This is a genomic window from Bacteroides sp. ET336 (assembly GCF_024733815.1).
GTDB lineage: Bacteria > Bacteroidota > Bacteroidia > Bacteroidales > Bacteroidaceae > Phocaeicola > Phocaeicola cellulolyticus.
Genome location: NZ_JANRHK010000013.1, coordinates 56,210 through 68,299, shown reverse-complemented (window position 1 = coordinate 68,299; position 12,090 = coordinate 56,210). Strand labels below are relative to the sequence as shown.

Below are 12,090 nucleotides of genomic sequence, written 5' to 3'. Positions count from 1 at the left end.
AATCAGAAACATGTGTGGAATATATTGGATGAAGGTTACAGCCGGTTCAAATTTTACTAATTTCCTCTTCTGACATTCCTGTAATTGCAGCAATAGTACCTATATCCATTCCCATATTCTTCATATTACGGGCAATTTCCGTCTGTTTGAGTTTTTCTCCTTCTGCTCTTCCTACTTCCAAACCTTCTGCTCTTCCTTCCGTCCTGCCTTCCGCTCTTCCTTCCGCTCTTCCTACTTCCAAACCTTCCGCTCTTCCTTCCGCTCTTCCTTCCGCTCTACCTTCAGCCCTTCCTTCAGCCCTTCCTTCAGCCCTCTCGGTATTTATATTGTCTCTCAGAATCACGATATTGTCAAGATGTCTGTAGTATGCCTCTTTCTCTACTTTTGTCATATTGTCTATCTTTAGTTTTTCTCTCACGACTTCCAGACCGGGAGCATTTGCCCCTTCCGGTATTTCTCCTGTGTTCAGATAATAAATCCATTCTTCTAGCGGAGTTTTTGCCACTTTATTGAAGTCGTTTACTTTCAGGATATAATATTCCGGATAAAGTTGGCTTACTTCATCTACCTTGAATGTCTGCTTTTGGAACGGACTCAGTTCCAGAATGTCGTTAGTATGAATTCCGCGGAATTCAGTCTTTCCATGATAAACAATGTCCTTTCCGTGTCCGAGAGTGAAATAGACGATATTTATACTGTATATTTTTCTAACCTTGTCGTATCCTTCTCCTCTGTTTATGTATTCAGTCACCAGTTTTGATGTACCGAAAAGCATTCTTTGGAAGTAGGCATATTCGTTGTTGTTCTGCACTTCAATCAGGATTAGGTTTCCTTTTGAGTTTTCCGCCAGCATATCCACACGATTATACTTGTCGAATTCCTCTTCCTGATTGCTTTCGCTTTCCAGCAGGTTCTTTATGGTTATTTTTTCGTTCAGTAGGGTAGTAAGCAGTCCTTCCAGTACCTGAAAGTTTGCCTTGTCCCTAAGCAGGCGTTTCATTGCCCAGTCGAATCTGATATAATTTCCCATAATTTAAAATATTTTGATTTGTGCAAAAGTATTATTTCAAATCTTGTTGATTTCCTCTTCCGTCATTCCTGTGATGGCAGCAATAGTACCTACATCCATCCCCATATTCTTCATATTACGTGCAATTTCCGTCTGTTTGAGCTTTTCTCCTTCCGCTCTACCTTCAGCCCTTCCTTCAGCCCTTCCTTCAGCCCTTCCTTCAGCCCTCTCGGTATTTATATTGTCTCTCAGAATCACGATATTGTCAAGATGTCTGTAGTATGCCTCTTTCTCTACTTTTGTCATATTGTCTATCTTTAGTTTTTCTCTCACGACTTCCAGACCGGGAGCATTTGCCCCTTCCGGTATTTCTCCTGTGTTCAGATAATAAATCCATTCTTCTAGCGGAGTTTTTGCCACTTTATTGAAGTCGTTTACTTTCAGAATATAATATTCCGGATAAAGTTGGCTTACTTCATCTACCTTGAAAGTCTGTTTTTGAAACGGACTCAGTTCCAGAATGTCGTTAGTATGAATACCCCGGAATTCAGTCTTGCCGTGATAAACAATGTCCTTTCCGTGTCCGAGGCTGAAATATACGATGTTTATGCTATATATTTTTCTTACTTTGTCGTATCCTTCTCCTCTGTTGATGTACTCCGTCACCAGTTTCGAAGTGCCGAAAAGCATTCTCTGGAAGTATGCGAACTCGTTGTTGTTCTGTACCTCAATCAGGATAAGGTTTCCCTTTGAGTTTTCCGCCAGCATATCCACACGATTATACTTGTCGAATTCCTCTTCCTGATTGCTTTCGCTTTCCAGCAGGTTCTTTATGGTTATTTTTTCGTTCAGCAGGGTAGTAAGCAGTCCTTCCAGGACCTGGAAGTTAGCCTTGTCCCTAAGCAGGCGTTTCATAGCCCAGTCGAATCTGATATAATTTCCCATAATCTCAAAATTTAGTTTCTGCAAATTTAGTTATAAGATTTTGTTTTTCAAAGTATTGCTTTGTATGTGTTTGTGATTTGTTATCAAAAACTCTTTACATTGATGATAAGTCGTTTTAATGTCTAATTCATATTGTTGTAGTACTGTTTAAAGTTCCCCCGCGACTTTGCCTATTACTAAAAATGAACTTAAAGATAAAACTTTAAAGCAATAAACTTTTTATTATTAACTTTTAAAAGAGTACAATTATGAAAAAGAAATTTATGATGGCAGCAGTACTCCTAGGTGCATTGACACTGGGATCTTGCGTTGACGACAATGAGTCAGCATCAGTAACAGCGATTCGCGAAGCAAAAGCAGCACAACTTAGTGCATTAGCTAATTATCAACAAGCACAGGCTGAAGCAACAAAAATAATTGCAGAAGCAGAAGCTGCTTACAAAAAAGCAATGGCAGATAAAGAGCAACAGGAAACAGCAGAAGCACAAGCAAGATTTGAAGCTGAGTTAGAAGCTATCAAGGCAGAAGCTGAAGCTCGTTTGTGGGAGGCAAAGAAAAATGCAGCTCAATACGAACAAGACTTGATTGATCAGGCTGATGAACGTTTGAAAGAATTATATGCAACTTATGCATATGAATTATCGACACTATCTGATTTAAAGTCAGAAAAAGCACAGGCTGATTATGATTTAATTCGCTATAAAAATAATTTAGCATCAGTAAAAGAATATATAACCACACAAACAGCTATAAAACAAGCCTCTATTGATGAAAAAAAATTAAAGATTGAAGCATGGAAAACATATAGTGGTCTTGATAAAAATGATATCAAACTTGAAAATGAAAAACTCACTCAAGCTAAATATGATGCTTTTGCTAAATATCAAATCGCTAAAGAAACAAGAGAATCATTACAAGAACCGGCTGAGAAAGTTTTAGATTTATATGATGCTAGTAAAATCGAAATTTCTACAGTAGCGGCTGTTGCTGCTTTACAGGAATTTAATGCAAACTTCCCTTTAGGAAGATATGATTTTGCTGATTGGGATGAAGCTGAGAATGCATTGTCTGATTCATGGGATTATATTGACGGTGTTAGTTACGATGGAGAGACATACTATATCGAAGCGATAAATATATATTTGGATGGAACAAATTATTATGTTTCTCCAATTACAGAAGAATACGTTTCATTATCAGAAGAATTATCATATCCATATTCTATTGAGGCACCAATATATCAATTGAGAAATGAAGCCACAGAAACATTTATGTCTCAATATTTTGAAAGGAGTAAAAGCTCTTGGGAAGAAGTTCTTGGCTCACCAGCATCAGATAATAAGTTAGCTACAGGTTTCTATTTAATTAAAGAAAATGCTGAAAAGGAACTTGAAGAAGCAAAAAAAGAATTAACTGATGCTGAGGAAGAGTTCACAAAACTCGAAAAAGCATATAAAGATGCTTCTGATGCATTTGATGTTGCTTATGCAGATTATAAAGCAAAGTCTACAGCGCTGTCAACAGCCCAAACAGCTTTAACTAACGCTTATGAGAAATTAAATGAAGCTAATTTAAGCGGAGATCAAGATAAAATAGATGCAGCGCAAAAAGCGTATGATGCCGCTGAAGAAGCTAAAGAAAAAGCTCAAGAAGCATATGATAAAGCAAATGAAGTATACATAGATGCAAATAATGAGCTTAGTGAAGCACGAAATGATTATAACACATCAAAGTATACTACTCTACCTGACGCCAAAAATAAATTAAATGAAGCAGAACTCAGTTTGGCAAATGTAAATGACGATATAGAAAATTATAATGAACTTATTGAAAATTGGGACGAATATAAGACGAATTGGACAACATTGGTTGCTGCTTTAAAAAATGCTGACTATTCTAAAGAGGTCAATGAACTTGCAAGCAACGAGTCTGTAGCGGCATACATCACTGCAAATATTGAAGAACAAAAAGCGTCTGATGCTTATACAGAAGCGAGTACAGCTGCATCAGTTACTAATAATTTGTTGAATGATACTAACGTAAAGGATCCTGCAAGTGAAATCAGAACATTAGAAAATGAAATTGCTCAACTTGAAAAAGAAATAGCTGCATTAAGTGAAACTTATAATAATGGATTGAATAGCAAGGCTGAATATGAAAGAATGATAGCTGAGATAGAAGCGACAATTAAAGGATTGGAAAGCCAAATCGAATTACAAGAGGCTATCGTAGAAATGGCAAAGACACGTGTGGAAGAGGCTGTTGCTGATATGACTCCAAACGCATAAATCAAAATTATTAACGGCAAATAAAAAACAGTAAAATGAAAATATCTAAGTTTTTACTTTACGCCGTTATGCCCATGATGTGTATTACTGTGGCAAAGGCTCAGGAAAAAGGTCCACAAAAAAATGACTTTACTGTAGCAGCCACAGTAAGTTACAACAATAACGTGATGCAGAACGCGAAGCCTGGTAACTGGACATATTATTCCGTTACAGCAACTTCCACTAATTTCAGCGACCAGAAGTTGTCGGTCGGTGTAGAAGGTGGATGGTTCTTCAGCGATCTGTGGAAACTTAACTTGGGAGGCGGCATGAATATCTCCAAACATCCTGGATATTCAGGAGTTCCCGGCACATACGACCCTGCCAGTGGAGATGAAATAGGAGATGGGTCAATTCCTAACTATGCAGCAGTAGCAGACCAGAACTTTATTCAATTCAACGTCTTTACAGGTGTTGACCGATACTTTAAGACTAAAATTAACGGTCTGATGCCTTATTTAGGATTACGGGTAGGTTATGCTTACGGTCGTAACTTGTCGCAAACAGATGATGAAACCTACATGGGACGCTCAGTAGGTGAAGCTTTCAATATACGCGGTGCAATAACCGGTGGTGTTGATTACTTCTTTAACGATGCATTTTTCATCGGTGTACAAGTAGATCCATTCGCTTACACCTATAATTGTACTCTGATCAAACCGCAGGAAGGTTTAAGTAATCTTGATGCCGACAGCCATAATTTCACCATATTGGCTGCTCCGACAATAAAGATTGGATTCAAATTCTGAACTATTATATAAATTTAGTTTAGGATTACAGTAAAAAAGGCTGTCTCAAATGTGTTGTTTGAGATGGCCTTTCTTTGCATCGAAAAATATCAGATTCTGACAATTAATATTTTTAATGGAGCAGAATCTTTTACTGTGTAAGGGTGGAGTTCCCTTCTGGTACAGATGTTTATGATTGTGATTTCTTTATTGAATAATATTCTGTATAAATTCCAAACAAAATGGAACAAGGAGAAATAATACTTTACCAACCGGATGAAACTGTCAAGCTGGAGGTACACATGGAAGATGAAACAGTCTGGCTTACACAGGCACAAATGGTTGAATTACTCTGTTCTACAAAACAGAATATAAGTTTACATATCAATAATTTAAGTTTCTGATTTAATATTCCTTTGGGAGTTAAGAAGTTACAAAAGTTATCACTGCGCTTCGCTCCGTTAGAAGTTAAAGCCGATAGTTCCGCAAAGGGAAAGCTGCCATACACTTGTGCTATTGGCTTTAACTTCTTAGCTCGCTTTAGCGGACGATAACTTCCTCTAACTTCTTTAACTCCTGCAAGTTTAACTTCGTTGACCGTTGCTTCGGTAAAACCGAAACTTGTGTATATTATAAACAAAAAAAGTAACAAAAAACTTGCGCAATAACCAAAGGGTTATTATGTTTGTATTGTCAAATAATAAGAGATATAAAATATGAGTTTAGAACAGATTAAAAAAAGATTTGCTAATTCAAAGGAGCTTTCTTAAAAAAGAATTAGACCAGCTAAGATTTCTGGCAGAGATGACCGGAACCTACAATGAAGACTAAATAAACAAAAGATTGGACAGACTTAACACGATAGACAAAATCTTAGCAGAATTAGAGAAAAAAAAGAAGTAGAACAACCCTCCCGGAAGGGAGGTCTTAAATAATAAAAGCATTATGACACTACACGAAGAATTATCAGCACTAATACCAATGTTGGGAACTGATTCACCTGAGTTTTATGATAAAGTAAAATCCATAGCTTCACGCTATAACTCGGATGATGATAAAAAGACTATTGCGGATTTTATATCCGGAAGAATGCAGGATATAGACAACAGAATAGACACTCTTGAGGAAAAAACAATAAGGCTCCAGATGCAGGAAGTATCGGACGTTATCTCGCTATCATATCTTGCCAAACATTATTTCAATAAAAGCCGTTCGTGGGTGTACCAAAGAATGAACGGTAACCTCGTAAACGGAAAGCCTGCAAGGTTCACAGATGAAGAGCTTGCCACCCTTAACAGAGCCTTGAAAGATATTTCAGAGAAATTAGGCTCACTAAGTATCTCATATTGATACTTTTGTTATTTGACACTAAACCCCGATAGTTGAGCCGCTATCGGGGTCTTTTTCTACCACTGCCATATCCGGCACTAACCCCTACACCCCACCGTTTAGGCTTACTAACTCAAGTTTCGGATTTAAAATTCAACCTGCAATAAATGCATAAAAAAAGCCTTGGGTATTTCTGTATGTCACAGAAATTTAGTAAATTGTAAATGTTGAAAAACAGGGGACTTCTGTTTGATGATGAGAAAGCAGCGGTTGAATGCCTGAAAATCATCAGTTATTTCCGTTTGGCTAATTATTGGAAACCTATGGAAAGCGATAAGGTAAACCATATATTTAAGCCTGAAAGTAAATTTGAGAACGTAGTAATCTTAAATTATAAAAAGCTAACAGCCGTTTTACAATTTAGTTTGGTGTCCTGTGTTTTTTAGGATAAATCATTTTTGGTGTAGCGAATAAAAATAAAGGGAAATTGGATTATCTTTGAAAAATGTGTGATTCTGCACATTTTATGTTCGATAAATGTGAGAAAGACCACCAAAACCTAATATTGTTATGGACATAATGATACGGACGGGTATATTGATGTAAAAAAAGCCGGAACGAATCCGGCTATATTCATTTTATTATTTTGTTGCACTCCTCAATCTGTTTTTCGTCTAGTTTGCTTTTATATGAGTTGAATATATATTTGCCTACTGTGGAATTTCCGTTTTTAAGAACCTGCTGTACGATGAAAGTGGCGAATTCTGATTTTACTGAGTCTGCCGATAGTGATTTTCCGTACATGCCGTCAATGAACTTGTCTTTTTCCATCAGAAAATTCATCATTCTGTCGTTCTCTTCTGTATCTGCTACATATACCATGTCGCCCATTTCTACAGTGATGTTGCCTTTTTCAAGTACTACAGGCAGTGTGACAGGGAACATGTCGCTGTCGTTTTCATGTACCACCAGCTCCATGACCTTCGTAGCGTCATGTTTGCCTTCGAACGTGAATTTGCAGTCTTTAACTGTGGCACTGTCGCATTTGTGCCCTGCAGCATCCACCATATAGACTGTTCTTTCGTCGTATTTGGGGTTTGTTATTTTACCGTTAATTCTATATCCTTCGGTAGCTGTCTGTCCGCAGGATATTAATAGAAACGCGAATGCGCTTGTACCTAAAAGTCTGAAACTTTTCATATTATAGTTGTTAAGTTTAAAAAAGCACTCCGCAGCTTCGTGTGGAGTGCTTTAATAATCAGGTTAGAATTTCTATTTGGACTTTTCTCGGGTTTAGAATCTGAATCCAATCTTCAAGTTCGGAGTAGCAAAGAACCCGATGCTGTGATGACCTGCCTGATATACAGCAGAACCCTTAGGGCAAATCTGGATGCAGTCATAACGATAAGAAATAGGCTGCACTTCGAAGCCAAGAATCAAACCCTTGGCGATGCTGTATTCTATACCAGCGACTGCACCTACCCGCAGACCGAAAATCTGTCCGGCACGTGAGTTTGGAGTATATAGTTCTACAGGATCTTGTCCTTCAGTCATATCTCCATTTCCCATTGGGATATCTTCAATTTCATCCCCAGGAATATCGTTTACGTCACCAGTGCTACCACTACCGATAATAGTACCATCGCTATTTTGATAGTCGTCGCTATCATCATAATATTCACCAGTGTAAGGTAAACTTGTCTGGATCCTTCCCATTTGCCATGTTAAAATTCCACCGGCGTAAAGATTGATACGTTCGTTTTTAGTATTGAAATAATAGTTTGAACCTAGGCTTACAGACCATGCATTATTAATTCTGCCTTCTATATATTTTTCATTCATAATAGGCAATTCTGATACTGTATAGTCACCTTCTATAAAATCTTTTTTAGGGGTGGCATTAATGTTCATGCTGAACATTGCATTAACATCCCATCTGTCTGTAATGAAATATTTACCTTGTATTCCAATGAGATTGGTCAAACTATTAGTATTCAAATTTCCCAAACCAAGGTATATGCCAGGATCATTGGATTGGTTTCCAATGCCACCTAAGCCCAATTGTGGATGCTGGTTACTAGGACTCCAATAATTAGGTAATAAATAGTTCATATCCTGATTGAACATCTGGTTATTCCCAATTACTGCAGAAACCTGCCATTGACCTTTTTGAGGAGCAAACGACGCATCACTGCTGCTGTATTGTTGCGCCATTCCTGGCGCAACTGTACATACAGACAGAAGTAATATGCATAGTTTCTTTATCATACTTTTCAGTTTAATTAATTGATAATTATCTATCTTGACCTTAAATATTATTCAGCAGTCCCTTCGTATGCATTAAGAACTTTAGTTAATTGCGCTGTGAGCATATCAAGATTTTGCTGCTGATATTCAACGACTTTCGTTTGATCTTCTATCTCTTGATCGTAGTCTGTATAGCTATAGCTAGGATCAAATCCATTTTCATTATACTGAGTTATTAAGAAATCGTAATAATCGATCCAACTTTTTACATCATTAATTGTCGTTTCTGTATATGAAATAATATTACTAAGAGCTGCCAATCCATTTGTAGTAGTGAAACCATTATCAGGATCATAAACTACATATGAAAGTTCTCCATTTTCTATCGCTGCTTCTATTAAATCCAATTGTGCATCAAGTTTAGCAAATTCAGTTTGATTATCATATGGAATAGCTGTACCATTTTCGATGTTACCTCCAGTTGCAAAGTTTTTGTATGGATTTGTTGCACTGAACCATCCTGTTTGATGTGATGAGCCATTTTGTGTACCATTAATCAGGAAGCCTTTAAGTTCAACTTCCCACAAAGTAATAAATAAGTCATTATATTCAGCAACCTTAGCATCTTTATCTGCAACTAACTTTTCAATAGCCTCTTTTTCCTTGACCTGTGCTTCTGCAATGAAGTCGTAAGTGGCTTTCCAGTTTGCATAATTTGTGAAAGCAGGATAAACGAGATCAAAGTTAACAGAAGACCAATACAAGCTATATGCGCTATTATTAACTAAATCTTCAGCTTTTATGTCAGCAGGAATTGCATCTTCAGCTTTTTCAGGTTTTGTACCATCTTCTTTCAGGATAGGTTCAATGATATTTGCTAATGTATATGAGCCATAACTGTCACCAAAGAAATCTACATTAGCATTAACTAATTTCTGATAAGTAGATTCACCTTCATAGTTATAGCTGTAGCTTGCTGACAGATTTAATTTTCTATCGTAATTATTCGCACTATTAAAATCGTTCAATGCATCAGATATTAATATTGGTAATTGAGTTGCAAGAGTTGCATCTGTAAGTGGGTCGCTTCCATCTGCTGGTTTTTTAACATGGCTATCATAGAATGTTGCATATTCACTTTCCAATGCGCCATCTACAACATTTCTTTTTTGGTAGAATCCTACGATTGTAGATCTCCATTGTTTTGCTGTTGCTAATGTTATTGCAGTTCCTCCTGATGCTATGCTTTTGTTATATTCTTCATTATAACCGTTGATAGTATTTATCATGTCATCCATAGGCTTAGTAGTTTCATAACCACCATAAGCTTTTAAAGCGGCATTGAATGCGATATAGCTATCAATCCATGCATTTAGAGCAGCATCATAATCAGCTTTGTATTTAGCCTGATCACTTGCAAGACGATTCTTTTCAGCCTCAATTTTGGCCGAGATGCTTGGAACTACTTCATTGTTTTCGTCAAAGATATCATTCTTGCTTAGATTTGCTCCAGGGAATAAATCGTTATAGTCATCAACATAGTTATCTTGACCTTTATCTATAATTGTATTTGCCAGTGTCTCCATTTCATCTGCCAAATCCTGATATTGCAGGTATCCACTATTTAAAAAATCTTTGTTAAGGACGATGTCTGCAATTAATGCATCATAATCTTCGTTGAATACTTTATTCAATTCATTAAAGTCATAATGACCATTATTTAATGCTGTATATAAATCTTCTTGAATGGCAGCATTTACTTTATCTAAAGGAAGAGTAAATGAAGATTCAGCTTCAAGTTTTACAATAATATCCTGTACTGCTTTATTGGCAGCTGTAAAATCTTCACCTTCTCTCATTTGTAGGTATTTACTCCATTCTTGTTCTTCTTTCTCACGCAATGCAATAATCTGGCTTTCAATGTCAGCCTTTTGTTTTGTAAGAGCTTCAATATCTGCATTTTCTATTTCATTATAATTAGCAAGAAGAGATTCCAAAATCTCTAAATCTTTTTCATATTTAGTTTTTGTAAGCTCCAGTCCTGCCACATAGTACTTATGGTTAGCAAGGTAGTTTAATTGATTAAGCTTTAATTGGCTCAAAGTATTTTGTTCATTGCTTAAATCTTGTAAAGCTGTACTTACAGCATTTCTTAAAGTTAAAATTTCCGATTGGAATTTGTTATCTCTATCTGTGAGTTGTGCTAATTCAAGTGAGTTCAATGCTTTTAATAATGCTTCTTGAGCAGTAGCAATATTTTTATCTGCATAAATCATTTGCTCTTCATACTGTTTTTGCATTAACTCAATCTGAAGTTGAATGTCAAGCTTGTCTTTTTCATTTTGAGCCTGAGCAAGTTCTAACTTCAGTTTTTCAGTTTCAAGAACAATATTGTCCAATTCCAACTGAACTTTTTCCCTATCTATTTTAACTTTTTGTATTTCAACTAAAGCTCTTTCATATTCAGCTTTAGCTTTAATAAAGTCAGCTTTCGCACCACGCAATGCTTCGATACCTGCAGGTTCGGTAGTGTCAATACAGCTTGTGAAAGTTGCAGCTGTTCCGCTCATGAGTAGAGCAGCCACGAGATAAGTCCATTTTCTCATACTGTTTCCTTTTTTAGGTTAATTAATAAGGTTATTAGTTTAAAGTTTTATCTTTAAGTTCGTTTCTAATAATAGGCAAAGTTGCGGGGGAACTTTGCATTTTAAATTAATATTTTATTGTTTTTGGTCTTTCTCGTTTTTTATCATCGTGTTTCCCAAAATTATTAAATAATAATACAAATTGTTTGTCTATTGGTAAAATTTTATTGATTGATGTTTCATAACATATTTTCGTTGCAATAAATAATTAATTTAAATATTTTAGTATAAAAGTGTAATTTTTACGCTATATATTCAGATTTTTTTGTTTATGTGTTTTATGCAAGTATAGTTAAATGGTATTTCTTATTATGTCGAATTTTATGATTTGTATAATAATAAATATTAAAGAGTTGATATTGTATTCTGTCTTTAATATCATTATTTCTTTTATATTTCCTATTAATATTAATAACAGTTCATTTACTTCTCAGCATTTTCCTTTTTCCATTTTGTAGGAGATATACCAGTGACGACTCTGAATTGCTTACAGAAGTGTGCCTGGTCAGTATAGCCTGTCATTGAAGCTATTTGTCCGAGTGATGTCTGAGGATTTTCCAAAATGAGTCGTTGTGCTTCGGCAATCCTCATCTTGTGAATCCACGTATTGAAGTTTGTCTGATAAGTATCGTTGATATAGTTTGATATATAAGTACGGTTTATCCCCAATACTTTACCCAGTTTCTCTACTCCTATGTCGTGCATAAGGTATTCTTTATTTCTGACCCATTGATCTACAAGATTCTTTATTTTTTCCGAATCTTTCGCCTTGCGTACTTTGTTTTCCTCACCAATAAATCTTTGATTTCGCTTTGTTTTCCCTTTGTTAAATTACTCCAAAATTAGTTTTTACTTTACTC

The 12,090-nt window shown here is 36.0% G+C and carries 10 protein-coding genes and 1 pseudogene; 5 read left to right on the top strand and 6 right to left on the bottom strand.

Annotated features, from left to right (window positions below):
- Positions 1 to 46: 46 nt before the first annotated feature.
- Both NW213_RS11870 and NW213_RS11865 read right to left on the bottom strand, forming a co-directional pair.
- On the bottom strand, positions 47 to 1,030 hold the full coding sequence (locus NW213_RS11870) for an Rpn family recombination-promoting nuclease/putative transposase (protein ID WP_258322900.1): 984 nt from the start codon (positions 1,028 to 1,030) through the stop codon (positions 47 to 49).
- 36 nt (positions 1,031 to 1,066) lie between these two features.
- Complete coding sequence (locus NW213_RS11865; RefSeq protein WP_258322899.1) at positions 1,067 to 1,954, bottom strand: Rpn family recombination-promoting nuclease/putative transposase; 888 nt, start codon at positions 1,952 to 1,954, stop codon at positions 1,067 to 1,069.
- Between the two features lie 248 nt (positions 1,955 to 2,202).
- On the opposite strand from NW213_RS11865, the gene NW213_RS11860 reads away from it, so the two are divergent.
- The 5 genes and pseudogenes from NW213_RS11860 (at position 2,203) to NW213_RS17000 (ending at position 6,784) form a co-directional block, all read left to right on the top strand.
- Positions 2,203 to 4,242 (top strand): hypothetical protein, encoded by a 2,040-nt coding sequence (locus tag NW213_RS11860; protein WP_258322898.1) that lies wholly within the window; start codon positions 2,203 to 2,205, stop codon positions 4,240 to 4,242.
- 35 nt (positions 4,243 to 4,277) lie between these two features.
- A complete protein-coding gene (locus tag NW213_RS11855) occupies positions 4,278 to 5,030 on the top strand; it encodes a BT1926 family outer membrane beta-barrel protein (protein ID WP_258322897.1) in 753 nt (250 codons plus the stop codon).
- A 221-nt stretch (positions 5,031 to 5,251) separates the two neighbouring features.
- Positions 5,252 to 5,404: pseudogene (locus NW213_RS11850) on the top strand (DNA-binding protein); the annotation flags it as partial.
- Positions 5,405 to 5,954: 550 nt separating this feature from the next.
- Entirely contained in the window at positions 5,955 to 6,359 is a 405-nt protein-coding gene (locus NW213_RS11845) for a DUF5053 domain-containing protein (protein ID WP_258322896.1), read from the top strand.
- Positions 6,360 to 6,562: 203 nt separating this feature from the next.
- On the top strand, positions 6,563 to 6,784 hold the full coding sequence (locus NW213_RS17000; protein ID WP_375338141.1) for an Abi family protein: 222 nt from the start codon (positions 6,563 to 6,565) through the stop codon (positions 6,782 to 6,784).
- A 187-nt stretch (positions 6,785 to 6,971) separates the two neighbouring features.
- Here NW213_RS17000 and NW213_RS11840 read toward each other — a convergent pair whose 3' ends face one another.
- The 4 genes from NW213_RS11840 to NW213_RS11825 all read right to left on the bottom strand — a co-directional run bounded on the left by NW213_RS11840 (position 6,972) and on the right by NW213_RS11825 (position 11,935).
- Positions 6,972 to 7,538 carry a DUF4369 domain-containing protein gene (locus NW213_RS11840; RefSeq protein ID WP_258322895.1) on the bottom strand — a complete coding sequence of 189 codons (567 nt, stop codon included), beginning with the start codon at positions 7,536 to 7,538 and terminating at the stop codon, positions 6,972 to 6,974.
- Between the two features lie 93 nt (positions 7,539 to 7,631).
- Positions 7,632 to 8,606, bottom strand: coding sequence for a BT1926 family outer membrane beta-barrel protein (locus NW213_RS11835; protein WP_258322894.1), 975 nt, complete (start codon positions 8,604 to 8,606; stop codon positions 7,632 to 7,634).
- 47 nt (positions 8,607 to 8,653) lie between these two features.
- Positions 8,654 to 11,191 carry a hypothetical protein gene (locus NW213_RS11830; protein WP_258322893.1) on the bottom strand — a complete coding sequence of 846 codons (2,538 nt, stop codon included), beginning with the start codon at positions 11,189 to 11,191 and terminating at the stop codon, positions 8,654 to 8,656.
- Positions 11,192 to 11,653: 462 nt separating this feature from the next.
- The gene (locus NW213_RS11825; RefSeq protein WP_258322892.1) at positions 11,654 to 11,935 is read right to left on the bottom strand and encodes an AraC family transcriptional regulator; all 282 of its coding nucleotides are present in this window, start codon (positions 11,933 to 11,935) and stop codon (positions 11,654 to 11,656) included.
- Positions 11,936 to 12,090 lie beyond the last annotated feature (155 nt).

Bases quoted from the DNA above. Each gene is read 5' to 3' on its own strand.
- NW213_RS11845 (WP_258322896.1), top strand. From the start codon at position 5,955: ATGACACTACACGAAGAATTATCAGCACTAATACCAATGTTGGGAACT.
- NW213_RS11855 (WP_258322897.1), top strand. From the start codon at position 4,278: ATGAAAATATCTAAGTTTTTACTTTACGCCGTTATGCCCATGATGTGT.
- NW213_RS17000 (WP_375338141.1), top strand. From the start codon at position 6,563: ATGTTGAAAAACAGGGGACTTCTGTTTGATGATGAGAAAGCAGCGGTT.
- NW213_RS11865 (WP_258322899.1), bottom strand. From the start codon at position 1,954: ATGGGAAATTATATCAGATTCGACTGGGCTATGAAACGCCTGCTTAGG.
- NW213_RS11860 (WP_258322898.1), top strand. From the start codon at position 2,203: ATGAAAAAGAAATTTATGATGGCAGCAGTACTCCTAGGTGCATTGACA.
- NW213_RS11825 (WP_258322892.1), bottom strand. From the start codon at position 11,935: ATGCACGACATAGGAGTAGAGAAACTGGGTAAAGTATTGGGGATAAAC.
- NW213_RS11835 (WP_258322894.1), bottom strand. From the start codon at position 8,606: ATGATAAAGAAACTATGCATATTACTTCTGTCTGTATGTACAGTTGCG.
- NW213_RS11870 (WP_258322900.1), bottom strand. From the start codon at position 1,030: ATGGGAAATTATATCAGATTCGACTGGGCAATGAAACGCCTGCTTAGG.
- NW213_RS11830 (WP_258322893.1), bottom strand. From the start codon at position 11,191: ATGAGAAAATGGACTTATCTCGTGGCTGCTCTACTCATGAGCGGAACA.
- NW213_RS11840 (WP_258322895.1), bottom strand. From the start codon at position 7,538: ATGAAAAGTTTCAGACTTTTAGGTACAAGCGCATTCGCGTTTCTATTA.